Raw genomic sequence first — 24,052 nt, forward strand, 5'->3', positions numbered from 1 at the left:
CCCAAATATATGACCAAAGCCAAACAAAAAAGAGGTAATCAAAATAGCATATAATGCTGCATTCTTGCTATTTTCAAAACAATTTTCTAAAAGATTTTGCAATAATCCTCTCAAGTACACTTCTTCTACAACAGCCACACCAATATAATAAATAATTCCTTCAACTAAGACACGCCAAAAGGATGGTTGATTACCAAATGGTGCTAAGCCACTGCAAAAAGTAATTGCTACAGCTAGCGTCGCAATCACAGCTGGTAAGCCAAATCTTTGTAAACCTGAAAAAGACCTGATTTTTGTAAACCAAACTTCAATGATTTAATCCAAATTTTTTGGCACAACCAGCAAATAAGCAAGGCTAGAACAAAATTTAACATCAATGTAAAATACATTGGTTTAATATCTTTGAAAGTTACTTGACCTAAAAAAGCTGCTGGTAAGGCTGAGAGCTCCATAAAAGCCATTAACAAAGTTAAAATAAGCACTTTCATTCTTGGTAGCTTATATATCATCGTTATCTCCTGATTCTAAGTGTCGCTGCCACAACTATTTTCATTAAATTTTCAAAACATTTTTATTATACGTTACCTGAAAATGCATTTCAAGAAAGAAATCAAAAAGCCTCAAAGAAATTCTTTAAGGCTTTAGGCTATATATTCTATTCAAAATAAATATCTGTTGTACCGAGACCATTATCAATGTTGAGTTTCAACAATGGCAATGTTTCATCTGTTGCTGGATTACCATGCGTGTTAACGGTACCGAGACCATTATCAATATTGACTGATACTCTAAATTCTTTTGGAACATAAACTTGCAGTTTACCTAGACCATTATCGATATCAATCGTAGCACCCGATTCATCTAAACTTGTGCCATTAAGATAAACAATCAAACTACCTAGGGCATTTTCAATTTTACCATGTCTTAAATCATTCACAGACATATAAGCTGTTCTTTCACCAAGACTATTGTCTACTGTAAATGTCCCGTCAGCATCCGAATATTCCTTAGAATCTGAAACATTACTATAGATGTACTTGCCTCCAAAATCATGACGAACATATGCCTTCTTACCAAAAATCATAGAAAGACCAACTCCAATCAAAATAGAAACCAAAATGATGATAAACGGAGATACCATACCAATCCCAAGCAAATCAGAGAATAAACAAGCAATAATACCAAGTGGGAATGTCACACCAAGAAAACTTCTTTTACCGATACCATTCACAATGATGAAGTAAGCTAAAATGACTATCAAAGCAATTTTCATCATAAACTTCAATGACGGAAATTCAGACAATACTCCCATTTTATTAAGTAATAACATCACAGCAAATAAAATCAATAATAATCCAGTAATAATTGAATTAATTCTATGTTTTTTCATCTCTTCAACCTCTTTTCGTCCATAATTTCAATTAATGCCTTAATATAATTTCTTGATGCATACGCTCTTTTAGTAGAATGAGTAAAGGATATCTCACTAGCACCAGTAATATTCTTCTTTATGCCAGAAATCCTGACGGTATTAACGATAGTTGATTTCGATACCCTGATAAAATCCCTTGGAAGAAGTTCTTCCAATTCATATAATTTTCGCCTGGTTTTGTAAATGTCCTGCGAAGTATGAACAAGAATATAATTACCATCTGATTCCATAAAAATGATTGTTTTTAATTCTAAAAAATGTTCAACATCATCCTGAAAAGCTGAGATGCGAAGACTTCCCACAGATTTACTGACTAAACTTTTTTGAAGTTCTAAAATATCATCTGTCAGCTCTTTACAATGAATGGTTATATAATCTTGCTCCAGAGAATCATCTACATCAATAGTGATTTTCAATCCTTTCCCTCCTTTTGATTATAGTAAAACATACTTACTTTTAATTCGCAATAGTTTGGGATAAGAGGTAAATTTATTGTGATGAAAGGTCAAAATCAAAACAAAAAAGCTAACCAAATCTGGTTAGCTCAATTCTTCGATAAAGTTCTGTATTCTCTGCGTGGCTAGTTCTTCTCGAGACATTTGACGCAATTCTTCAGCTGTCACCCATTTATAAGCAGAGGTTTCACCTTCTTGTAAAACAATACTATCCTTATCGACGTCTGTATGACAAAGATAATTGACATAATAAGTTTGATGCCTTTGGTGTAAGACGCGCCCTACTTCAACAAAATCATCTGTCACGATTCCTGTCTCTTCACGTAATTCTCGTTTTGCGCAATCTAAAGGACTTTCGCCTTGCAAAGCTGAACCTCCTGCGGTCGCTTCCCACATGCCACCTAGATTTTTTCTTGGATCTCTTTGTGTTAATAAATAAGTCCCATCGCTGTGCTTAACAATAATTTCACTAACCAAATGATAAACACCACAAGGAATCTTTTCCCCACGGACTAAAGTTTGTCCCTTAATTACATTCAAATGCGCATCATAAGCATCCCAAAGTTCCATTTCAAACCTCCTTTATTCCAGACAAATACTGTTAATAAGCTTTGATATTATACCACTTGATTTGATAAATTCAACTAAAAAACCACCTAGAAGATTTTCTTCTAAGTGGTTATATTATTCACCTCTCAGCAACCTCATCACATCGTCGCTTTTGCTCCTTGTTCTGAGACAGCTATCACAGGGGTAGTACTAAAGACTTTTTTTGCGACTTCGTCGCTAAAAATCTAGTACTACTCCCACTCAACTGTTGCAGGTGGTTTACTTGTAATATCGTAGACGATGCGGTTAACGTGGTCAACTTCATTTACGATACGAACAGAGATTTTTTGAAGAATATCCCATGGGATACGTGCAAAGTCTGCTGTCATACCGTCGATTGATGTGATTGCACGGATTGCGATTGTGTAATCGTAAGTACGTCCATCACCCATAACACCAACTGAGCGAACACCTGTGTTAACTGTGAAGTATTGCCAGATATCACGGTCAAGACCAGCTTTAGCAATTTCTTCACGAAGGATAGCATCAGATTCACGAACTGTTTCAAGACGTTCTGCTGTGATTTCACCCATTACACGGATAGCAAGTCCTGGTCCTGGGAATGGTTGGCGCCAAACGATTTCGTCAGGCATACCAAGAGCTGTACCAAGCGCACGAACTTCGTCTTTGAAAAGTGTATTAAGTGGTTCAATCAATTCAAATTGCATGTCTTCTGGAAGACCACCAACGTTATGGTGTGATTTGATTGTTTGGGCAGTATCTGTACCTGATTCGATAACGTCTGTGTAAAGAGTACCTTGGGCTAAGAAGTCAACACCTTTAAGTTTGCTTGCTTCGTCGTCAAATACACTGACAAATTCATTACCGATGATTTTACGTTTTTTCTCTGGGTCATCAACACCAGCAAGAAGGTCTAAGAAACGTTTTGAAGCATCGACACGAATGATGTTCAATCCGAATTTACCACCAAGCATGTTCATAACTTGGTCACCTTCTCCTTTACGAAGAAGACCGTGGTCAACGAAGATGCATGTCAATTGATCACCGATAGCGCGTTGTAAAAGAACACCAACTACTGATGAGTCAACCCCACCTGAAAGTCCCAAAAGAACTTTACGATCACCAACTTTTTGACGGATTTCATTAATTTGCAAATCAATGAAGTTATCCATTGACCAATCACCTTTAGCACCACAGATGCGGAAAGCAAAGTTACGTAAAATATCGTTACCATATACTGAGTGACGAACTTCTGGGTGGAATTGGATACCATAGATGTTTTTCTCAGTATTTTCAATTGCTGCGTAAGGGCAATCAGCAGAGTCCCCAACCAAATGGAAGCCTGCAGGAATTTCAGTAACGGCATCACCATGGCTCATCAAAACAGTTTGTTCTTCTGGTGTTTCAGCAAAAAGTTCTGATTTTGCTTGCAAACGAAGTGTTGATTGACCGTATTCACTGTGACCAGTTTGACCGGCTGGAACAACTTTACCACCAAGTTTGTCAGTCAACAATTGCATACCATAACAGATACCTAGAATCGGAATACCCAATTCAAAAATTTCTTCATCAATACCAAAAGCATTGTCAGCATAAACTGAATTTGGACCACCTGAAAGTACGATACCAATTGGGTTAATTGCACGAACTTCGTCTGCTGTGATTTTGTGGCTTCGTAGTTCAGAGAAAACACCAAATTCACGGATACGACGAGCAATCAATTGGTTGTACTGGCTACCATAGTCAAGAACAATGATTTTTTGAACATCGTTCAAAGTAGATTTGTCAGTCATTATTACCCTTTCTATTAACGTCAGCCCCTTTGGCTAACAGTGTTCCCTTTAATTGTAGCATAATTTCTAGCATTTAGCAGTAGATTTTCGGTATCTAATTAAAATTAGCAATTTAACAACTATTCTCATAATTATATAATCAGATAAAGCGATTTCTGCACTTGATTTTAGAAATTTCAGCTGCTAAAAAGCCACGATTTCTCGTGACTTCTATTTTTAATCAATAATCTGTTCCATACGAGTTTCTTGTGGTTTCATCCCTTGACGTTCATAGAAACGAACTGCTGATTTATTAGCACTCCAGACATTCAACGTTAAGTTGTAACAACCAATCTCTTTGGCATACTGCAAGGCAAACTGATATAACTGCTCACCGATTTTTTGCCCACGCGCAGCCTCATCCACACACAAGTCATCAATAAAAAGTGTCTTTCGTGGCACTTTTGGCGCTGACGATTGCTCGATAACGGTAAACATATGCCCAAGAACTTGTCCCTCTTCGTCTTCATAGACAAAAATCGGACGATTATCATCAGCTATCAACTCAGCTAATTGGGCTTCCGTATATTTGACACCCTTTTCTTGGAATAAATCAGGTCTAACCTTATGGTGCACCAAGAGAACTTGCTCTAGTAAATCAATCAGTTTTGATATATCACTTTCTTTTGCTCGTCTAATCGTCATATCAGTCTCTCCTTCTTACAACTTACCGTCCCATTCTGCGTAGAATTCTTTTAAGAATTCTTCCAAAACAGCGTGGCGGTGCTCAGCCATTTTTCTAGCGTGGCTTGTGTTCATCAAGTCTTTAAGTTTAAGCAATTTTTCATAAAAATGCATGATTGCTGTGTCCTTGCCATTACGATACTCCTCAGCAGTCAAATGTTCACGGGCAGTCATGCTGGGGTCATGAATAGGACGGCCTTTACTTCCTGAATAAGCCATGCAACGCGCAATACCAATCGCACCAATAGCATCCAAACGGTCAGCATCTTGCACAACTTTTCCTTCTAAAGTTGCTGGAATACTGCTTCCATCTCCTTTAAAAGACATGGTATTGATGATTTGAATAACGTGTTCGACGTCTGCTTGAGAAAGTTGCCGCTCAACGAGCCAAGCTTTTAAATTAGCTAGAGCTTGCTTAGGATCATCATTTAACTTTTCATCAGCCATATCATGCACCAAAGCTGTCAACTGACAGATAAAGCTATCTGCTCCTTCTTTTTCAGCTAATTCACGCGCTGTATTTCTCACACGAACCGCATGCCACCAGTCATGACCACTAGCTTCTGCATGTAATTTATCATAAACAAGCTTTTCAGCCCTTTGTAAAATATCATTTTTATCAGTCATAAAATGATTATATCATAAAAACAGGACAAATTTGCCCTGTTAAAAAATAGGAAGATGTTTAAAAAAATGTTCTATTAGTATTCCAATGCTCCTGGCCACGCTGATGTGCCGCCATCAACATTTACCACTTTATAGCCTTGGTCATCTAGAAAAAAGCAGGCTTGTTCTGAACGGGCACCACTTTGGCAAATGATATGGTATGTTTTATCTTTATCAAGCGCTTGGTAGCCAGATACAAATTCACTCAAGGGAAGATTGACTGCTGTAGGTACATGTCTCATTGCAAATTCCATTTTCTCACGAACATCAATAATGTTTAACGCTTCATTATTATTTAATGCATCATGCAATTGTTTTGCACTAATGTATTTAACCATGTTTAATCTCCTCTGGTTTGACAGTACTGTATAGGTGATAAGCACCATCAAGATTTTCTACTTTAAAGCCATGTTGTTTCAAAATACGTTCGCCGATGTAAGAACGAAGACCACTGTGACAACTGATAATGTACTCTTGGTTTGGATCTAGTTCTGATAAACGGTCACGTAATTCATCTAGTGGTATGTTAATACCATCGGCAATATGACCTCTGGCAACTTCTGCTTTAGTACGAACATCAAGGAAGACCTTACCTTTTGCTAATTCATCAGCTAATTCATACCACTGAACAGACTCACTAACCCCTTCAATAATATTAAGGGCAGCATATCCAGCCATGTTTACAGGGTCTTTTGCTGCTCCAAATGGTGGCGCATAAGTAAATTCTAATTCTGGAAGATCTGCCACAGTCAAGCCTGCTTTAATGGCTGTCGCTAAAACATCGATACGTTTATCAACACCTTTTTGACCAACTGCTTGTGCTCCATAGATAACACCAGTTTTCTTATTAAAAATTAGTTTTATGACAACATCTGTCGCACCAGGATAGTAACCAGCATGATCTTTGTTATTTGTGTGAACAACAGCAACATCATCAAAGTTTTGACGTGCAATACGCTCGCTAAGTCCTGTTGAAGCAGCTGCTAAATCAAAGACACGAACAATAGCTGTTCCAATGCTACCTTTATTTTGGCGAGCAATCCCAGCAATATTATCAGCTACTTGACGACCTTGACGGTTTGCTGGGCTAGCTAGAGAAATAAGCGCATCTTGACCAGTGATTTCTTGTTTGACAATAATGGCATCCCCAACAGCATAAATATCAGGGTTGCTTGTTTGGTAGTTTTCATTAACCAAAATACCACCACGAAGGCCAAGTTCAAGACCTGCGTCTTTAGCCAAACTTGACTCTGGTTGAACACCAACAGACATAATCGTAATATCTGATGTCAATTCACTACTATCTTCAAGGATAATAGTTTTCCCATTATCTTTAAACGCTTTAGCAGATTGATTGGTGTAGACTGTAATACCGTTGCGTGTTAATTCATTCTTAACAAAAGCAGCCATTTCTTCATCAAGTGGCGGTAAAACGTGCGGCGCTTTTTCAACGATTGTCACTTTCAAACCTTTTTTGGCTAGGCTTTCTGCCATTTCAAGCCCGATAAATCCAGCACCGATGACTGTCGCATTTCCTGATTGTACATCAGATAAAGCTGCCATGATTTTATCCAAATCTGGAATATTGCGAAGTACAAATACATTATCAGCGCTGTCTAAACCTTCCATTTGTGGCACAAATGGTTTAGCACCTGGTGACAAGATTAGTTTGTCATATGATTCTGTGTAAACTTTCTCTTCATGACGAACTGTAATTTCTTTCTTATCAGCATCAACTGACAATACTTCTGATTCTGGACGAACCTCAATATTAAAACGTGCTTTCAAACGTTCTGGTGTTTGAACTAGCAAGTTATCACGCTCTGCAATTTCTCCAGAAACATGAAAAGGTAGCCCACAGTTAGCAAAAGACACATAAGGCCCTTTATCAAAAACAATAATTTCAGCATCTTCCATCAAACGACGAAGACGTGTTGCAGCAGACATGCCCCCAGCTACACCACCGACAATCAAAATTTTACTCATTTGTTACCTCCAATTGTTTTTCCTTGCCAAGCAAGCATGCCACCTTTAACTGAAATGGCATCATAACCTTTCTTTTTCAAGAGTTTCGCAGCGCGTTTGCTACGTGCTCCTGAATGACAGATTAGGTAAACAGGACTTTCTTTTTTACCCTCGTAGGTATGAATTCTGTCAAGCGGGAAAAGTCGTGCTCCTTTAATATGCCCCCCGGCGTATTCTTGAGCTGTTCGAACATCAAGCAAGGTTGTTGATTTATCTTGTAAAACAGACTCTAATTCACTCGTAGTAACTGTTCTCACTGATTGAGAAAATAATTTATTAAGAAAAATAAGCCTTTTCCTCCTTTCTTTTAGATACCCCTATAGGTATACTAAGATAATACCATAGCTCTTTTTATTCTGTCAACGAAAAGGTCTTGCATTTGACAAATATACCTACCACCGGTATAATAAAAACATAAAGGAGGCCTCATGAAAACAGACAAAAAAGATATTATCAACCGTTTAAAACGTGCCGAAGGACAATTACGCGGTATCCAAAAAATGATTGACGAAGACCAAGAATGTATCGACATTGTGACACAACTAACTGCAGTTCGCTCAAGTATCAATCGTACTATCGGTATCGTCATCGGAAATAAAATCAATCAAGTCATTGAAGAACCTGTCAAAGACCCTATACAACAAGAAGAAAATCTGGCCAAGGCTATCGACTTGATTATTAAAAAATAAGAGCCTTGGCTCTTATTTTTTTATCTGCTTGAGTCAGAATATTTTTTTCTTGATGCGAATTCCTTAAAAAGGTGATATACTAAAATTTGAGAAAGCGATTTTAAAATTAGTAAGGAGTCCATATGACTAAGAAAGAAATGGTAAGCTTCCTGTTAGATTACCTTATTATGGAGAATCCGCAATTTAAAGCCATCGATGTTCCAGATGACTTACCTGGACAAGAAACTCTCTTGCGTGCTCTTCTTAATGTCAGACCGCCAATGGCTGTCTCAACTCGTTTTTTAATCATGCAAAATGATTATCTTCAATTGAAAAAAGCCGAACGGGTGGTCGTCTTTTTAAATCACTTACACCCACTTATGACTGATGAGCGTTTGTACGTCTGGAAGGGAGATATTTCACGACTTCAAGTCGATGCTATTGTCAATACAGCCACTCAACAAATGCTCGGTTGTTTCCAACCCCTTCACGAATGTACTGACAATACTATCCATACCTATGCGGGGGTTCAATTACGTTTAGAATGCTACAACTTGATGAAAGACCAAGGGCATGATGAACCAATTGGTAGTGCTAAAATCACGCCAGGTTACAATCTGCCTGCTAACTTTATTCTTCACACCGTTGGTCCTGCTATCAATGAACACCTCACACCTGAAGATAAAGATTTGTTAGCCCAAAGTTATCTGTCTTGCTTAACATTAGCTGAGAAAAACCAATTAGAATCCGTTGCACTTTCTTCTCTTGCGACTAATCATGACAATCATTTCATCAATGAAGAAGCGGCTAAAATCGCTGTTAATACTGTTAAAGCCTTTTTAGATCAAAGCAAATATGTCAAAAAAATCATTTTCAATGTTGCTGAAGATGACGAAGCGGCTATCTATCAAGATTTACTTCATTAAACTAAAAGAACTGGGATAAACTCCCAGCTCTTTTTTTATCAAACTAATTTATAATTTTTCCAAGTACCTTTTCGATAGCGAATTTCATAGATGATACCTTTTACAAACCAGTCTAAGAACATTGCTACCCAAGTTCCAAGCATTCCCATACCAAAATTAATCGATAACAGATAAGCACATACAACGCGTACTAAAAGCATTGAGGCGATTCCGATAACCATTGGAAAATTAGCATCTCCAGCACTACGAAAGACAACCGGCAAAACATAACCTGAATTCCAGAAAATACTAACCAAAATACCATGAGCAAGCACAATAATCCAAACATAATGAGTAGCTTGGTCTGATAAGTCATAAATCTTCATTAATAAAGGCATCAAAGCAATCACAACAACTGAAAATGAAGCGTTAGCTAAATGAATAATACGGCTAACTTTACGCTTATAATACTCAGCTTGTTCGTAATCCCCAGCACCAACACATTTTGAAATCACAACTGCTAAGCCTAAAACAATAGAAATACCAGGTAATCCCTGGAACATGATTATGGTTCCACCAACTGAATTTGCGGCGATAGCTGCGGTTCCAAAAAGGGAAACAACTGATAAAACAATCAATCGTCCAAGGAAAAACATACCATTTTCAAAACCAAATGGTAGTCCAATACCAAGAACTTTTTTGATCATCTGCCAGTCGACTTTTTCTTTTAAGAAATTCCCCAAAGTCAAGTCTGACTTGATATGATGTGCAAACCACAAAACCAAAAGCATGGCACCAACACGGGAAAGAAGAATTGGAATAGCTACTCCTTCAACACCCCAACCACAACCGTAAATCAAGCTAACGCCCATGACAATGTTCAAGCCATTCATGACTAACATAATATTCATCGGTAAGCGAGATTTATTTAAGGTTCTGAAAATGGCTGCGCCTGAGTTATAAAGAGCAATAAAGGGAGTCGAAAGAGCTACGATATTAAAGTAACGATCAGCTTGCGCGTGAACTTCAGGTGTAATTGACCCAAATAAATGACTCAAAATAAAAGGTTTAATCGCAAAAATCAAAACCGTAATCCCTAAATTGAAAAATAAAGTAAATTTGACTAGCTGATTGACAGCTTTGTTGGCATTTTTAGTATCACGGTCACCCAAATATTGACCTGCTACAATCCCGCCACCAGTCGCAAATGCCGCAAAAATACTAATAAAAAGAGCCATCAAGAATTCTACCAAAGAAACTCCCGACACAGCTGCTTCTCCAACTCTTGAAACCATGATTGAGGCAATAAGACCAACCAAAAATTCTAAGCCCTGCTCAATGATTAAAGGGATAAAAAGTTTGGTTAAATCACGATTACTAAAAAAGTAATTCTTTTCTAACGCCTTATCCGAAAAACTATCCATTCTTTCCTCCTATTTGAATTGCTACTACTAATATTACACCTTGGAGCCTACTCAAAGTCAAGAGTTTTTTAATTTTTCTGTATCTTCTCATAAAAAACAACTAAACATTGGTTTAGCTGTTTTTCATTATTTTGCGGATTTCATTTTCTTCGCTTTAGCTGTGTAATAATCTATGACAACTTTAATCACTGCAACTGAATTTGTCATTTTTTCGGTAAACTCAAACATTTTACCAGTTTGGTGTTGCATGAGTTGATTCAAGGCATAAGCTTTTTGTTCAGAATCCTCCAAAAACTCTGCTTTTCCACGTCCGATAAAAGAGGTAAAGAAAGCACCGTACTTACATGGAATCTCGTGGTCATAATCTGGTATGACTTCACCTTCAATTTGGATACAAACATTTGGATTTTGATGGATTAAATCAATCTTATGGCCTTGTTTTGCACCGTGCATGTAAAAAATAAACTGATGATTTTCTTCTTTAAATTCATATCCATAATGTAAAGGAACAACATAAGGAAATTCCTCATCAAAAAGACCTAGGTGCAAAATCATATTTTTTTCGATAATAGCTTTAATTTCTGCTAAATCTCTCACTTCACGGTCACGTCGTCTCATCTCAGGCATAATCAAACCACCATTCTCTTTTTTCAACATTATAGCAAAATAATCTTATTCTTCATAATGAAAATGGAATTTTTCATTATTTTTTCATTATGTGTTGCACGGCACTAATCAATATGCTAAACTAATATCGTTTTCACAACTTTTTACAAAGGAGATTTTTTTTGAAACACGAAAGCTATTTTGACGGCGGTTTGCTAAGTTATATTGGACACAGCATTATTGCAAGTTTGATTACCATTTTAACACTTGGTATTTGTGCCCCATGGGGAATTTGCATTATGATCAATTGGAAGGTCAAACACACTGTCATCGACGGACACCGTTTTTACTTTGATGGTACAGCTATGCAGCTATTTGGAAATTGGATTAAATGGCTAATTTTAACAGTCATCACGCTAGGTATTTACTCATTCTGGCTTAATATTAAATTGCAACAATGGATTACCAAACACATGCACTACTTAGACTAAATTAGGAAAACGTGCAAAAAACTGAACCACGTTAAAAGCTTATAGGAGAATTATAAAACATGAAAAAATGGTTTTTAGGTTTAATAACCATCACTTGCTTAATCTTAGTCGGATGTTCTAAAAAGACAAGCGAAAAAACATACTACGATGATAAATTTATGTCATCACTTGCCAAAGGCTTGGAATCAAGATGGACTTATGTTGATAATAACGATGATGAATCTAAAGAATTCTATACTGTTGCTATCAAAAAAGAGCTTGATGAAGTTAATAAATATAGTGATTTATCATTTAAAGATAGTAAATTACAAGAAGCGGCTATTTCCTACATTAATTCATTAAAAAAATGTAAAGAAATTGCTCAAACATTCGGCGCTGATTCTTTTTACGAAAAATGGTTTGATGCCTACGACCAACGAACTGAAGCTTTAAATAAAATTAATAAAATCAAAAAAATCAAGGTTTCAAAAGCCAATCAAAAAAATCTTGATGAACTCTTAGCCTCAGGTAAAGAAGTGCAAAAAAACAATAAAGCCAAAGAGCAGGTTACAAAATTAATTAACTCTCTATCATTTGCCAAAGATGAAGAAAAATCTTTTGAAGAGTACGGAGAATATACTGCAACTGCAACTAATAATACTGAGTATACAATTGAAGACTTAAGTGTCATTGCTAAATTAAAAAATGATCAAGGTGTGGTTGTTGATGAACAATACTTAATTTTCAATAACTGGACACCAAATGAAACTCGACAAGCTGAATTCGGAACAGATAAAACTTTCTCAACAATCGAATACAGTATTGATTACATTGAAATCAAAGATAATGAAGATTAACCAAAACTAGCTAGCAATTTTTGCTAGCTGGTTTTATATTACCTCACTCCACTACTGCTTTTGCAATTTCTTGTGGGCTGATATTAGTGAAATATTGTGTGGTGTCTATGGTTTGGAGTTTTTCTAGGACATCTTGGTATTCATAGCGTAGACCGATGAGTTTTTCTTCAATATCTGAAACATCTTTGATGCCAAAGAAATCACCATAAATTTTAAGACCTGTAATCATCGATTTTTCAACTTTGACGTAGCTTGTAATCTTACCAGCTGGATAGCGAACTGAGCGTTTAATAGTATAATCTGGCGATTTGCCAAAATTCCAATCCCAAGTTGCAAATTTCTGGTCTGCTAAGGTTTGAATGGCTACTAATTCTTCTTCTGAAAAGACATATTCGGTCATTTCTGGATAAGATTCTTTCATTTTAGCTAACAGTTTATCCGAAAAGTCTTCAACTGTGATTTTTTCGGGTAATTCATTCAAAATGTTAGTCACACGCGCACGAACTGACTTAACCCCTTTTGATTCAATTTTATCTTTTGAAACTTGAAGGGCATTGCTAAGCACTGTCATATCAACATCAAAAAGCAAACAACCATGATGCATCATGCGACCTTTGTAATAAGCTTGTGCATTACCACAAAACTTTTTGCCATCGATTTCAAGGTCATTTCTTCCAGTGAAGGTCGCTGTCACACCAAGATCAGCAAGGGTTTCAATGACAGGTTGTGAGAAGGTCTTAAAATCAAAGGCACCTTCTTGGGTTTTATTAGAAATAATGGTGTAGTTCAAATTATTAAGGTCATGGTATACTGCTCCGCCACCTGACAAGCGACGAACCACATGAATACCATGCTCATCTGTATAGGCTTTATTAATTTCTTCGATAGCATTTTGGTGTTTGCCAATCACAATCGTTGGTTCATTGATCCAGAGAATAAAAATCTCATCTTCATCTTGTAATTCACGAAAAGCGTAAGCTTCCAAGGCAATATTGTAAGCTGGGTTGTGGGACTTGTTGACGATATACTTCATATGAAAGCTCCTTCATTTTCATTAAGCTTAGTATATCAGAATCACAGACCTGCGTCTTTTAATTTGCTCACTAATTCTCCCAAGCTTTTCTCAATCTCTTAACACAATCTGGAATATCTTCCAAGTCAATCTTACTAAACCCAAGAAAGAGACTTTCCTGCGGACAAGCCGCTTTTTCTTGCCAAAATTGCATGGTATCATAAACTCGGACACCTTCTTTTTCAGCACGTTTAATGACATCACACTGATTGATTTTATCTGGAAAAGTCAACAGAAAATATTGTCCACTAACATTTGAAGATAGTTTAATCGGAGCCTTAAATTCCTCGAATTCCTTTTTAAATGCTTCATAACGTTTTTTGAAGACATGATTCATTTTGCGAACCAAGCGGTCATAATCGCCACTAGATAAAATATTAGCCAGCGCAATTTGATTCAACAAATTCACCGTACTATTGTAAAGTTTAAATTTATCCAAGAAAGCTTCCGTGAATTGCTCAGGTAAAACCATGTAGCCCATCCGAAATGACGGTGACAAGATTTTTGAAAAAGTCCCAAGGTAAATCACGCGATCAAGGTAGTCAATGGATTTTAAAGCAGGGATTGGACGTTGGTAATAGCGAAGTTCACTATCATAATCGTCTTCAATGATAAAGGAATTCTTTTCCTTGGCAAAAGCTAGCAGCTCCTGACGCCTAGAAATTGGCATAATCATCCCCAGTGGAAATTGATGCGATGGTGTGGTGTAAATCATCTCAATCTCCGAACTCCTTTCAACCTTAGTCAAGTCCAAACCCTTCTCATCAACTTCTGCCGTCACGATTGGATAGGCGTTTTTCTTAAAAATTTCACGCGCCTTAGGATAGCTTGGATCTTCCATCAAGACGCTTTTTTGCGTATTTCCTAGGAACTGACAGATATAATCTAATGACTGCTGCAAACCACTGGTGATGATAATTTGATTAGGGTGGCATTTCACCCCGCGGATACGTTCCAAGTATCGACTGATTTCCTTTCTCAGCTTATATTCTCCCTGAAATGGCTGCAAAGTTGATAATTGCTCTGCTTTATCCAATTCATCAAGCGCTTGTAAATAATGCTTTTTCCAAACTTTTTTTGGAAACAAATTATTGGTATGACTACTATTTGTTAAGTCATAAACAATGTGATCATCATTTGAACAAGCTTCCTTGCTAGGAAGAATGTCATTAACTCCTTTTTCTGATTGAAAGGCTTTGGGCAATTTTAAAACATAAAAGCCAGCATTTTGACGACTTTCAATATATCCTTCCAAAGTTAGCTGCATGTATGCTCGATCAACGGTATTACGGCTAACTCCAAGCATTTTAGCTAAAGTTCGAGTCCCTAAAAGTCTCTCAGCTGGTGGTAAATAGCCCTGCAAAATATCTGATTTTACTTGCTGATAGATTTGCTGGTACAGGGGACTGCTACCTGCACTGCGATCAAGATGAATCATATTACCTCCAAAGTGGCACCTAAAAATTTTTAAATACTGGTACTTTTTATTATACCACATATTCGTTACAATTTTAGCTGAGGTGAAAAAATGAAGCAAAATCGTACAAATGATAGCAAATATATATTCTTAATTTTTCTAGCTATCTGTTTTTTAGCAACTGGTGGCATCTTTGTCAAACTCAGTTCGTTACCACCAATCAATACCGGTTTTTACCGTGTTTTATTTTCCATTCCCATGCTAATGCCATTTCTTAAGAAGTCTGATTTACAGGCTTTGAGTCGTAAAGAAGTCATAACGATTGTCTTAGCAGGCGCTTTTCTAGCAGGAGATTTGACTTTATGGAACACTTCGTTTTCTTATACAAGCGTCGCTAATTCAAATTTATTAGTGAACCTTACCCCTTTTACCGTTATTCCAGTCAGTTATTTCCTATTCAAAGAAAAAATAACGCCTAAGTTTTTATTAGGTGGCTTGATTACTCTTACTGGTGTTCTTGTTCTCATGGCAAATAAAGTAACCATGTCTCCTAATCGTTTACTCGGAGATTCTATGAGCCTTGGAGCTTCAGTCTTTTATGCCATGTTCATGATTACCGTTTACAAATTACGCGATACGGTCAAATCAAATACCATCATGTTTATCAGTGCTTTTGGAACGCTGCTAGTACTTGCTTTTGTTATTTTCTTTACTGAAGGCTTTTATTTACCAAAAAACTTTGGTGAGCTTTGGCCGCTATTAGCATTAGCTTTAGTCTCTCAAATTTTGGGACAAGGCTTACTAGCTTATTGTTTGGGAAAAGTTAGTGCCTGCCTATCCTGCTTAATTACCCTTTCTCAGCCAGTCGTTGCCGCACTTTATGCTTGGGTAGTTTTTCAAGAGAGTTTAAACCTCCAAACCGTTATCGCCATTTTGATTACATTAACAGGTGTCTACCTTGCTAAAACACAAACATCAACTGAAATCACACAAGAAAAATCCCAATCTATTTAATTTCTAAGTTCATAAACAAAACATCCTCAAAACTAAAATAACTCTTCACTTTTCATACTCACATATGAGCTTACTGATCAAGTTAAGCGAAAACAAAAGGCTAAGACAAAAATTCTTAGCCTTTTTATGTATAAAGAAATAATTAATAATATATCTTTTTTGTTAAGAAAACAAATTTCTATAAAGCCGTTAACTTGCTTTCAACAGCTTTTTATTTCTTGGGTGGGTTATGGATAGCTTCGCCAATAGTATCTAGAAAAGCTTCATACATATTTTCAGAGAAGGTTGGATGTCCATGAATGGCTTGGGCCACTTCATCAACTGTTAACTCATTTTCCATGATAGTTGCTGCTTCGTTAATCAGCTCAGCTGCTGCAGGACCAATAATATGCACACCAAGAATTTCATGGTACTTAGAATCAGCAATGACTTTAACAAATCCTTGAGCTTCATTTGATGCCAAAGCTCGTCCGTTACCTGAAAAACTTGATTTACCAATCAAGACATCACCATACTGCTCACGCGCAGCTTCTTCAGTTAATCCAACCATAGCCACCTCTGGATGAGTATAGACAGCTGCAGGTGTATACTCGAGTTTTGCTTTGCGATGATTGCCAGAAAGAGCATTTTCAGCAGCTACTTCTCCCATACGGTAAGCAGCATGCGCTAACATTTTCTGACCATTAACATCACCTGGAGCATAAATACCTGGAATAGACGTTTCTTGATAAGCGTTTACTTTAATACGATTACCATCCATGGCTAAATCTAGCTTTTCAAGTCCCTTCATCTGTGGCACGCGTCCAATAGATAGCAGAACTTTATCAGCCTGAACAGTTTCTCCGTTTGATAATTTCAAGGTTAAATGGTTTGACTCATCAATGATTTCTGACACACCAACACTTGTCTTAATAGTCATGCCTTTTTTGGTTAAAAGCTTTTGCAATTCTTGTGATACTTCTTTATCCATTGCTGGAATTATGCGGTCAGCCATTTCAATAACGGTCACTTCGACACCATATGATGCCCAAACCAATCCAAGTTCAATACCAACAACGCCACCACCCATAACAGCTAGTGATTTTGGTATTTCGCGTAAATCAAGAATGTCATCAGATGTCAAAACACGCGGTGAATCAATACCTGGAATATTGATACGAGACACTTTTGATCCTGTCGCAAGAATAATGCTATGACCTTTAATGGTTTGATGACCAATTGTCACTGTTTTATCTGGATTGACTTGAGCTAGTCCATCAAAAATAGCTACTTTGTTTGCTTTCAAAAGTCCTCGAACACCACCCGTCAAGGTTTTCACAACACTATTTTTAAAATCTACAGTCTTATCCATATCAATACTGTAATTGGTTGAAGCCAGATTAATTCCTCGCCCAGCAGCGATTTTTAACCCGTCTAAAATTTCAGCATTCTTAAGATAAGTTTTCGTTGGAATACAGCCAACATTCAAGCAAGTACCACCGAATTCAGACTTTTCAACGATAGCTACCTTACCTCCTAGTTGCGCAGCACGAATAGCTGCATAATAACCTGCAGGTCCTCCACCAACGACAACCACATCATACTCATCTGATGCAAGCGAAGTTTTTTGTTCTGAAGACACCTCTGCCGTCACCGTCTTTGGAACTTCAAGTCCAGCTGATTCTAGGTGAGCTGTCGCTTCTTTCACACTGACGTCTAACTCATCAAGAGTCTCTCCTTCTGCTCCAATATAACCAATCACCTCAGTCACCGGAACCACATCACCAGCTGGACGGGTAATTTTTAAAAGAGTCCCCGAATCTTCTGCTTCCAGTTCCATATTTGTCTTATCAGACATGATTTCAAGGAGAATGTCACCCTCTTTGACGCTATCGCCCTCAGCTTTTTTCCACTCGATAATCTCGCCTTCTTGCATATCAACGCCAAGCTTTGGCATGATAATTTCTACTGCCATAAGTTTTTTCCCTTTCTTAACTTTGTCTAAATCAGCAATTCTAATGGATTTTCAAGAAGTGCCTTGAGATCTAACATAAATTTTGCACCATTCATTCCATCAACCAGTCGATGATCAATTGTCAAACTCATTCCCATAATCGGACGAATGACGACTTGACCGTCATAAGCAACCGGTGTCTCAATCGTTGCTGAAATGCCTAAAATGGCTGAATTTGGTTGATTAATAATCGGATTAAAAGACTTGGTTCCAAACATTCCTAGATTTGTGATTGAGAAAGTCGACCCAGACATTTCTGATGCTCTCAATTTTCCAGATTGAGCTTTTTGAATTACATCTTTTGAAGCTACTACAAACTCTGAGAGGCTCATTTTATCAGCTTCTTGAACTACTGGAACGACAAGACCATCAGACAAGCCAACAGCTATTCCTAGATTCACAAAGTGATGCAATTCAATGTCTTGCCCATCATTAATCAAAGAAGCATTTAGATAACGGTGTTCTTCTTTCATCAATATTTTAACAACCGCAAGTCCAATTAAATCTGTAAAAGTTACTTTATAGCCCGTCTTAGCTTTGATTGGCTCAATCAATTGCTTGCGAAGAGCAATCAAATTCGTCATATCAATATCATAGTTAAGTGTAAAGGTCGGCGCAGTGAAATAAGAATGTGACATTCCTTTTGATATTGCCTTGCGCATCGCAGACATCTTAATCACTTCAACACCTTCTGGTAAATCAACAACTTCTTTTTGAACACTTACCGTTTCAGAAAGAGGTTCATTGCTTGTCATTTGAGCTAAGATATCCTTCTTAGTAATCTTGCCACCAACACCAGTTCCAACAATACCAGTGATATCAACACCAATGTCGTCAGCAATTTTACGAGCTAATGGTGTTACACGGACCCTATTAAATGAAGCGACATCATCCTTATGAATGCGGCCATTTTCACCGCTACCACTAACCTCTTTGATATTAATGCCACGTTCACGTGCCAATTGACGTGCCGCTGGTGTAGCACGAATCTTATCATCTTCATCATTCTTTTGAGAAATAGCTGGCGCTAAATCTTCTGATAAGGAATCAGCTGACGCTTTCTGACTTGATCCTGGCTGATTTGCTTGCTCTATTCCTACAGAATCAGGAAGTTTCTCCCCTTCTGCTCCAATATAACCAATCACCTCAGTAACAGCTACCACGTCACCTGCTGGGTGCAGAATTTTCAAAAGAACACCTGAATCTTCTGCTTCTAGTTCCATGTTCGTCTTGTCAGACATGATTTCAAGAAGAATATCCCCTTCTTCGATCTTATCACCTTCAGCTTTTTTCCATTCAAGAATTTCTCCTTCTTGCATGTCTACACCAAGCTTTGGCATAATAATTTCATTTGCCACAGAAAACACCTCCTTAGGCATCACGACCGTTGCGAGCCATTTTATAGATGGCTGCCTTAATCTTGTCAACGTCTGGCAGAATGCCCTGCTCCAAAACACGGGCGTAAGGGACTGGAACATCTTCACTTGCCAAACGAACAATTGGATAATCAAGGTAGTCAAAGGCTTCGCTTTCGGTTACCTGCGCAGCAATTTCACCAATAAAGCCACCTGTCTTATAAGCATCATTAACTAACATGAGCTTACCAGTCTTCTTAACAGAACTGATAATCAACTCCTTATCAAGAGGTATTAAGGTGCGAGGATCCACCACTTCGACACTAATCCCATCAGCCGCTACTTCATCTGCTGCTTGAAGCACACGCTCTAACATGCGACCATAAGAGACAATAGTCAGATCACTTCCTTCACGCTTAATCTCACCTTTTCCTAAAGGCAGGTAAAAATCAGAATCCAAGATAACGTCTTCTTTCTTACCATAAAGCGCCTTAGGCTCCATGAAAATAACGATGTTGTTATCACGAATGGCTGATTTTAAAAGCCCTTTGGCATCATTAGCATTCCCTGGAGCAACAACCTTAATACCAGGAATATGGGTTAACCAAGCTTCCAGAGACTGCGAATGCTGTGCAGCTGAACCGATACCAGAACCAGAGGCTACACGAAAGGTCACAGGTGTTTTCAAACCACCACCAAACATGTAATTATTCTTAGCGCCATTATTAACAATAGCATCAAGAGCAATGGTAATAAAATCCATAAAAGTCACGTCAACAATCGGACGAAGACCAGTTATGGCTGCACCAATGGCACTTCCAGCAATAGCTGCTTCTGAAATCGGCGTGTCCTTGATACGCTCGGGCCCAAACTCCTCAAACATCCCAACAGATGTTCCAAAGTCACCACCATAAATCCCAACATCCTCACCCATGAGAAAAATCTTGTCATCTTTTCGCATTTCTTCTGTCATAGCAAGATTAATGGCTTCTCGCAAGGCCATTTGTTTTGTTTCAGTCATTATTTTCTCTCCTCTTTGTCATTGAAAAGCTATTTAATCTACCCAGACATCCTCAAAAGCAACTGATAAATCTGGTTCTGGACTATTTTGCGCAAATTCATAAGCATCATCTATTTCTTTAACCACTTGTGCATCAATAACATCAAGTTCTTCTGAACTTACAATCTGATTCTCAGTTAAATACTTACGGAATTTAACAAGTGGGTCTTTTTGCTTCCATTCATCAACCTCTTCTTTACTACGATATTTACCAGCATCAGCGGTTGAATGACCAAACCAACGGTAAGATTCGACCTCAACAATCGCTGGACCATTACCAGAACGAACATGTTCAACAGCTTTGCCCATGGTTTCATATACAGCTAAAACATCATTGCCATCTTCGCAATAAAAGCCTGGAATACCGTAAGCTTCCGCTCTTGTGTAGAGATGAGGTGTATTTGTTGCTTTCCTAATATTCATAGAAATGCCATAACGATTATTAATAATGAAGAAAATAACAGGAAGTTTCCAAGTGGCTGCTAAGTTAACCGATTCATGAAACGAGCCTTCATTTGTCGCCCCATCACCAGAAAATGCCACAACAATATTATTCGTTTTTTGATAATCTTGCGTAATGGCTGCGCCAACAGCCAGAGCATAACCACCACCGACAATGCCATTAGTCCCATAGTTTCCTTTTTCAAAATCTGCCAAATGCATGGAACCACCACGACCTTTTGACACACCAGTCACCTTGCCAGAGAGTTCAGCCATCATTTTATTCAAATCCATGTCTTTAGCAATACACTGCCCATGACCTCTGTGATTTGAAAAGATAATGTCATCATAAGTCAAATGAGCCATCGCCCCGACACTTGCCGCTTCTTCCCCAACAGAAAAGTGAGTCATGCCTTGGACGAAACCTCGTCGTACGAGTTTGTTAATTCGCATATCAAATTCACGAATACGCTGCATCTTCAGATACATTTCCATATGTTGTTCTCGAGACAAATTCATGCCATTGTCCTCCAAATATCTTTCTTAGTTAGTCCATTAATCATAAGCTATTATGTCTCAAATCACAAATAATTTAACCGCTTTTTTGGAAGCGTTTAAAGAAAAATAAAAAAGACGCTTGCGGCACCAGGGATTTAATCATTTTTTAGACAAATAATAACTTTTTAAAACAACTAGAAAAAGCAAGGGGCCGGGAAAACCACTTGCTTCGGAGTTATATGAAAAGTTTTTAGGATAATTATATTATAGGTCTTTCTGATTTATACTACATCCGTCTTAAGACCTATTTTCACTTTTTAAACTTTTAAAAAAAGTTGACTTATCTCCAAAAAGTTTTACAATGATAGCAGCAAATAAAGAAATAAGATTGGAGATGGCGCTTCTGTTTCAACATTACAAAATAATTCAACGCTTAATTCATATCCTATCAGCACTTGTCTTTATCATATCCTGTGCCTGCATTTTTTGGCTATACCAACACGGTTATCTGACTAATCAGGAAAAAATCCAAGCACTCATTGGACAGGATAAAGTCTGGGGAGCAATCTTCTTTACAATTTTCCAAATGATGCAAGTTGTCGTTCCAATTGTTCCAGCTAGCTTAACCATGATGCTTGCTGTGATGACTTTTCACCCAGTAGTTGGTGTTTTAACCAGCTGTATCGGCATTATTATTGGGACAATGATTTTATTTTTACTGACACGTTGGTATGGAAAGCGTTTCTGCCTTCTCTTTATCAAAGAAAGCACCCTGAAAAAATACGAAGATCTAATTGCCAGACATAAATCTTTTACTGTAGTCTTCACCATCTGCATGCTTTTGCCCTTTGCTCCTGCTGATTTATTGGTTATGCTAGCGGCACTTAGTAATATGCCATTTAAAACATTTTCTAAAATTATTGTCTGCTGTAAACCAATTTCCATCATTGGACACATTTTACTGCTCTTTTATGGCGGTGAATGGATTATACACACCATTTAAATGCTGAGAACAATTCTCAGTTTTTTTATTTGATTTTTTATAGCGCAAACGTTTGCATTATTTGAAGTTTCTGTTAAAATAAAAGAAAAAGTCTTTCTCTTTGAGGTACGATATCATGATTAATGAAACTTTGATGCAATACTTTGAATGGTATTTACCAAATGATGGTAAGCATTGGAAACGTCTGGCAGCTGATGCCCCTACTCTAGCTAAAAAAGGTATCACAAAAATTTGGATGCCTCCTGCTTTTAAAGCGACGCATGATGGTGATGTCGGATATGGGGTCTACGACCTTTTTGACTTAGGTGAATTTGACCAAAAAGGTACCATTCGTACTAAGTACGGAACAAAAGTTGAATACTTAGATGCTATTGCAGCCTTGAAAAATAACGGCATCAAAGCTTTAGCAGATGTCATTTTAAATCACAAAGCGGCCGCTGACCATACTGAAACTTTCAATGTTGTTGAAGTTGCCCCAGATGATCGCACAAAGGTTATCAGTCAACCCTTTGAAATTGAAGGTTGGACAAATTTCACTTTTGACGGCCGTAATCACACTTATAATGATTTTGAATGGCATTGGTATCATTTCACTGGTACTGATTACGATGTCAAAACTGGCAAAAACGGGATTTTCCAAATTCAAGGAGATAATAAAGGTTGGGCGAATCAAGATTTGGTTGACGGTGAAAATGGCAACTATGATTATCTTATGTATGCCGACCTTGATTTCAAACACCCAGAAGTTATCCAAAATATTTATGATTGGGCAGACTGGTTCCTTAAAACAACAGGTGTTAGTGGTTTTCGCTTGGATGCCATCAAGCACATTGATTCTTTCTTTATGGGCAATTTCATCCGCGATATGAAAGCCAAATACGGTGATGATTTTTACGTTTTTGGCGAATTTTGGAATGGTGATGAAAAATCTAACAACGACTACCTTGAAAGCACTGATTATCGCTTTGATTTGGTTGATGTTCGCCTTCACCAAAATCTTTTCGAGGCAAGTCAAGCTAAAGAGAACTATGATTTACGCCACATTTTTAATCAGACTTTAGTTAAAAATCATCCCCATTCTGCTGTGACTTTCGTTGATAATCACGATACTCAACGTGGTCAAGCTTTGGAATCAACTGTCGAAGAATGGTTTAAACCAGTCGCTTACGCTTTGATTCTGCTTCGACAAACTGGACTACCTTGTGTTTTCTATGGAGACTACTACGGCATTTCAGGTCAATTTGCTCAAGAAAGTTTCCAAAATCAAATCGATAAACTGCTTGAACTACGACAAACAACTGTTTACGGCCAAGAGACTGATTATTTTGATCAAGCAAACTGCATTGGTTGGACTTGTTTAGGTGACGATGAACACCCTACTGCTCTAGCTGTTTTGATTAGTAATAGCAAAGCTCAGTCAAAACGCATGTTTGTTGGGAAGAAATGGGCAGACCAATTGTTCACTGACGCCCTAGACAATCAAACTGCACAAGTCTTAATTGATAAAGAAGGCTATGGTGATTTTCTCGTTGCTGAAAAATCAGTCAGCGCTTGGATTCCACTAGAAAGATAATATATACAAAAAAGAGACTAGAAAGATTTCCT

Annotated in this window: 25 protein-coding genes and 3 pseudogenes; 7 read left to right on the forward strand and 21 right to left on the reverse strand. The window is 37.6% G+C overall.

All coding sequences use genetic code 11. The features are described 5' to 3' along the window. From B4D49_RS02560 to B4D49_RS02610, 11 genes are all read right to left on the reverse strand, one after another. The coding region (locus B4D49_RS02560) for a CPBP family intramembrane glutamic endopeptidase (RefSeq protein ID WP_286783087.1) at positions 1-249 on the reverse strand (249 nt) is incomplete at its 3' end. After that, positions 246-509 carry a hypothetical protein gene (locus B4D49_RS02565; protein ID WP_286783088.1) on the reverse strand — a complete coding sequence of 88 codons (264 nt, stop codon included), beginning with the start codon at positions 507-509 and terminating at the stop codon, positions 246-248. The genes B4D49_RS02565 and B4D49_RS02560, both read right to left, overlap by 4 nt. A gap of 146 nt (positions 510-655) precedes the next feature. Continuing rightward, a complete protein-coding gene (locus B4D49_RS02570; RefSeq protein WP_286783089.1) occupies positions 656-1,390 on the reverse strand; it encodes a LiaF transmembrane domain-containing protein in 735 nt (244 codons plus the stop codon). Then, positions 1,387-1,848 (reverse strand): LytTR family DNA-binding domain-containing protein, encoded by a 462-nt coding sequence (locus tag B4D49_RS02575; protein ID WP_074628722.1) that lies wholly within the window; start codon positions 1,846-1,848, stop codon positions 1,387-1,389. Before B4D49_RS02575 ends, B4D49_RS02570 begins: the two co-directional genes overlap by 4 nt. Positions 1,849-1,971: 123 nt before the next feature. Beyond that, a complete protein-coding gene (locus B4D49_RS02580) occupies positions 1,972-2,457 on the reverse strand; it encodes an NUDIX hydrolase (RefSeq protein WP_286783090.1) in 486 nt (161 codons plus the stop codon). Positions 2,458-2,687: 230 nt separating this feature from the next. Continuing rightward, on the reverse strand, positions 2,688-4,250 hold the full coding sequence (gene guaA / locus B4D49_RS02585) for a glutamine-hydrolyzing GMP synthase (RefSeq protein WP_286783091.1): 1,563 nt from the start codon (positions 4,248-4,250) through the stop codon (positions 2,688-2,690). 216 nt (positions 4,251-4,466) lie between these two features. Beyond that, on the reverse strand, positions 4,467-4,934 hold the full coding sequence (locus tag B4D49_RS02590; protein WP_286783092.1) for a GNAT family N-acetyltransferase: 468 nt from the start codon (positions 4,932-4,934) through the stop codon (positions 4,467-4,469). Positions 4,935-4,949: 15 nt separating this feature from the next. Next, positions 4,950-5,600, reverse strand: coding sequence for an HD domain-containing protein (locus B4D49_RS02595; protein WP_286783093.1), 651 nt, complete (start codon positions 5,598-5,600; stop codon positions 4,950-4,952). 74 nt (positions 5,601-5,674) lie between these two features. Beyond that, positions 5,675-5,977, reverse strand: a complete 303-nt coding sequence (locus tag B4D49_RS02600; RefSeq protein ID WP_286783094.1) for a rhodanese-like domain-containing protein — start codon at positions 5,975-5,977, stop codon at positions 5,675-5,677. Continuing rightward, complete coding sequence (locus tag B4D49_RS02605) at positions 5,970-7,625, reverse strand: FAD-dependent oxidoreductase (protein WP_286783095.1); 1,656 nt, start codon at positions 7,623-7,625, stop codon at positions 5,970-5,972. Before B4D49_RS02605 ends, B4D49_RS02600 begins: the two co-directional genes overlap by 8 nt. Then, positions 7,622-7,921 (reverse strand): rhodanese-like domain-containing protein, encoded by a 300-nt coding sequence (locus B4D49_RS02610; protein ID WP_074799129.1) that lies wholly within the window; start codon positions 7,919-7,921, stop codon positions 7,622-7,624. Before B4D49_RS02610 ends, B4D49_RS02605 begins: the two co-directional genes overlap by 4 nt. Before the next feature lie 171 nt (positions 7,922-8,092). On the opposite strand from B4D49_RS02610, the gene B4D49_RS02615 reads away from it, so the two are divergent. Then, positions 8,093-8,353, forward strand: coding sequence for a metal-sensitive transcriptional regulator (locus tag B4D49_RS02615; RefSeq protein ID WP_039696933.1), 261 nt, complete (start codon positions 8,093-8,095; stop codon positions 8,351-8,353). A gap of 122 nt (positions 8,354-8,475) precedes the next feature. After that, complete coding sequence (locus B4D49_RS02620; protein WP_286783096.1) at positions 8,476-9,258, forward strand: protein-ADP-ribose hydrolase; 783 nt, start codon at positions 8,476-8,478, stop codon at positions 9,256-9,258. A gap of 38 nt (positions 9,259-9,296) precedes the next feature. On the opposite strand, the gene B4D49_RS02625 is transcribed toward B4D49_RS02620, so the two are convergent. Together B4D49_RS02625 and B4D49_RS02630 are read right to left on the reverse strand one after the other, a co-directional pair. Next, a complete protein-coding gene (locus tag B4D49_RS02625) occupies positions 9,297-10,661 on the reverse strand; it encodes an MATE family efflux transporter (protein ID WP_286783097.1) in 1,365 nt (454 codons plus the stop codon). A 126-nt stretch (positions 10,662-10,787) separates the two neighbouring features. Beyond that, complete coding sequence (locus B4D49_RS02630) at positions 10,788-11,318, reverse strand: pyridoxamine 5'-phosphate oxidase family protein (protein ID WP_286783098.1); 531 nt, start codon at positions 11,316-11,318, stop codon at positions 10,788-10,790. A gap of 131 nt (positions 11,319-11,449) precedes the next feature. Here B4D49_RS02630 and B4D49_RS02635 point away from each other — a divergent pair, with 131 nt between their 5' ends. After that, the gene (locus tag B4D49_RS02635; RefSeq protein WP_286783099.1) at positions 11,450-11,758 is read left to right on the forward strand and encodes a DUF898 family protein; all 309 of its coding nucleotides are present in this window, start codon (positions 11,450-11,452) and stop codon (positions 11,756-11,758) included. Between the two features lie 59 nt (positions 11,759-11,817). Then, positions 11,818-12,594: an FxLYD domain-containing protein gene (locus tag B4D49_RS02640; protein WP_286783100.1), complete on the forward strand. Its 777-nt coding sequence runs from the start codon at positions 11,818-11,820 to the stop codon at positions 12,592-12,594. 43 nt (positions 12,595-12,637) lie between these two features. Here B4D49_RS02640 and B4D49_RS02645 read toward each other — a convergent pair whose 3' ends face one another. Then, positions 12,638-13,627 carry a lipoate--protein ligase gene (locus B4D49_RS02645; protein WP_286783101.1) on the reverse strand — a complete coding sequence of 330 codons (990 nt, stop codon included), beginning with the start codon at positions 13,625-13,627 and terminating at the stop codon, positions 12,638-12,640. 70 nt (positions 13,628-13,697) lie between these two features. After that, complete coding sequence (locus B4D49_RS02650) at positions 13,698-15,104, reverse strand: PLP-dependent aminotransferase family protein (protein ID WP_286783102.1); 1,407 nt, start codon at positions 15,102-15,104, stop codon at positions 13,698-13,700. Positions 15,105-15,194: 90 nt separating this feature from the next. Here B4D49_RS02650 and B4D49_RS02655 point away from each other — a divergent pair, with 90 nt between their 5' ends. Next, complete coding sequence (locus B4D49_RS02655) at positions 15,195-16,097, forward strand: DMT family transporter (RefSeq protein WP_286783103.1); 903 nt, start codon at positions 15,195-15,197, stop codon at positions 16,095-16,097. Positions 16,098-16,308: 211 nt separating this feature from the next. On the opposite strand, the gene lpdA is transcribed toward B4D49_RS02655, so the two are convergent. The 6 genes and pseudogenes from lpdA to B4D49_RS02675 form a co-directional block, all read right to left on the reverse strand. Then, complete coding sequence (gene lpdA, locus B4D49_RS02660) at positions 16,309-17,784, reverse strand: dihydrolipoyl dehydrogenase (protein ID WP_414717950.1); 1,476 nt, start codon at positions 17,782-17,784, stop codon at positions 16,309-16,311. Positions 17,785-17,804: 20 nt separating this feature from the next. Then, positions 17,805-18,051, reverse strand: a pseudogene (locus tag B4D49_RS09620) (biotin/lipoyl-containing protein); the annotation flags it as partial. A 26-nt stretch (positions 18,052-18,077) separates the two neighbouring features. Then, positions 18,078-19,085, reverse strand: a pseudogene (locus tag B4D49_RS02665) (dihydrolipoamide acetyltransferase); the annotation flags it as partial. 195 nt (positions 19,086-19,280) lie between these two features. Continuing rightward, positions 19,281-19,568 (reverse strand): annotated as a pseudogene (locus B4D49_RS09625) (biotin/lipoyl-containing protein); the annotation flags it as partial. Then, positions 19,462-20,466, reverse strand: coding sequence for an alpha-ketoacid dehydrogenase subunit beta (locus tag B4D49_RS02670; RefSeq protein ID WP_132869606.1), 1,005 nt, complete (start codon positions 20,464-20,466; stop codon positions 19,462-19,464). The gene B4D49_RS02670 and the pseudogene B4D49_RS09625, both read right to left, overlap by 107 nt. A 33-nt stretch (positions 20,467-20,499) precedes the next feature. Beyond that, the gene (locus B4D49_RS02675; RefSeq protein ID WP_286783106.1) at positions 20,500-21,465 is read right to left on the reverse strand and encodes a thiamine pyrophosphate-dependent dehydrogenase E1 component subunit alpha; all 966 of its coding nucleotides are present in this window, start codon (positions 21,463-21,465) and stop codon (positions 20,500-20,502) included. Positions 21,466-21,838: 373 nt separating this feature from the next. Here B4D49_RS02675 and B4D49_RS02680 point away from each other — a divergent pair, with 373 nt between their 5' ends. Together B4D49_RS02680 and B4D49_RS02685 are read left to right on the forward strand one after the other, a co-directional pair. After that, positions 21,839-22,447, forward strand: coding sequence for a TVP38/TMEM64 family protein (locus B4D49_RS02680; protein WP_132869492.1), 609 nt, complete (start codon positions 21,839-21,841; stop codon positions 22,445-22,447). A 115-nt stretch (positions 22,448-22,562) separates the two neighbouring features. Further along, positions 22,563-24,020, forward strand: a complete 1,458-nt coding sequence (locus B4D49_RS02685; RefSeq protein WP_286783107.1) for an alpha-amylase — start codon at positions 22,563-22,565, stop codon at positions 24,018-24,020. The last annotated feature ends 32 nt before the right edge of the window (positions 24,021-24,052 follow it).

The organism is Streptococcus sp. UBA4344 (assembly GCF_002393675.1).
In the GTDB taxonomy this organism is placed as follows: domain Bacteria; phylum Bacillota; class Bacilli; order Lactobacillales; family Streptococcaceae; genus Streptococcus; species Streptococcus vicugnae.

Excerpts from the sequence above, each read along its gene's own strand:
- guaA (WP_286783091.1), bottom strand. The coding sequence starts at position 4,250 with ATGACTGACAAATCTACTTTGAACGATGTTCAAAAAATCATTGTTCTT.
- B4D49_RS02565 (WP_286783088.1), bottom strand. The coding sequence starts at position 509 with ATGATATATAAGCTACCAAGAATGAAAGTGCTTATTTTAACTTTGTTA.
- B4D49_RS02675 (WP_286783106.1), bottom strand. The coding sequence starts at position 21,465 with ATGAATTTGTCTCGAGAACAACATATGGAAATGTATCTGAAGATGCAG.
- B4D49_RS02595 (WP_286783093.1), bottom strand. The coding sequence starts at position 5,600 with ATGACTGATAAAAATGATATTTTACAAAGGGCTGAAAAGCTTGTTTAT.
- B4D49_RS02615 (WP_039696933.1), top strand. The coding sequence starts at position 8,093 with ATGAAAACAGACAAAAAAGATATTATCAACCGTTTAAAACGTGCCGAA.
- B4D49_RS02685 (WP_286783107.1), top strand. The coding sequence starts at position 22,563 with ATGATTAATGAAACTTTGATGCAATACTTTGAATGGTATTTACCAAAT.
- B4D49_RS02580 (WP_286783090.1), bottom strand. The coding sequence starts at position 2,457 with ATGGAACTTTGGGATGCTTATGATGCGCATTTGAATGTAATTAAGGGA.
- B4D49_RS02590 (WP_286783092.1), bottom strand. The coding sequence starts at position 4,934 with ATGACGATTAGACGAGCAAAAGAAAGTGATATATCAAAACTGATTGAT.
- B4D49_RS02620 (WP_286783096.1), top strand. The coding sequence starts at position 8,476 with ATGACTAAGAAAGAAATGGTAAGCTTCCTGTTAGATTACCTTATTATG.
- B4D49_RS02600 (WP_286783094.1), bottom strand. The coding sequence starts at position 5,977 with ATGGTTAAATACATTAGTGCAAAACAATTGCATGATGCATTAAATAAT.
- B4D49_RS02570 (WP_286783089.1), bottom strand. The coding sequence starts at position 1,390 with ATGAAAAAACATAGAATTAATTCAATTATTACTGGATTATTATTGATT.
- B4D49_RS02630 (WP_286783098.1), bottom strand. The coding sequence starts at position 11,318 with ATGTTGAAAAAAGAGAATGGTGGTTTGATTATGCCTGAGATGAGACGA.
- B4D49_RS02640 (WP_286783100.1), top strand. The coding sequence starts at position 11,818 with ATGAAAAAATGGTTTTTAGGTTTAATAACCATCACTTGCTTAATCTTA.
- B4D49_RS02625 (WP_286783097.1), bottom strand. The coding sequence starts at position 10,661 with ATGGATAGTTTTTCGGATAAGGCGTTAGAAAAGAATTACTTTTTTAGT.
- B4D49_RS02655 (WP_286783103.1), top strand. The coding sequence starts at position 15,195 with ATGAAGCAAAATCGTACAAATGATAGCAAATATATATTCTTAATTTTT.
- B4D49_RS02680 (WP_132869492.1), top strand. The coding sequence starts at position 21,839 with ATGGCGCTTCTGTTTCAACATTACAAAATAATTCAACGCTTAATTCAT.
- B4D49_RS02670 (WP_132869606.1), bottom strand. The coding sequence starts at position 20,466 with ATGACTGAAACAAAACAAATGGCCTTGCGAGAAGCCATTAATCTTGCT.
- B4D49_RS02645 (WP_286783101.1), bottom strand. The coding sequence starts at position 13,627 with ATGAAGTATATCGTCAACAAGTCCCACAACCCAGCTTACAATATTGCC.
- B4D49_RS02605 (WP_286783095.1), bottom strand. The coding sequence starts at position 7,625 with ATGAGTAAAATTTTGATTGTCGGTGGTGTAGCTGGGGGCATGTCTGCT.
- B4D49_RS02650 (WP_286783102.1), bottom strand. The coding sequence starts at position 15,104 with ATGATTCATCTTGATCGCAGTGCAGGTAGCAGTCCCCTGTACCAGCAA.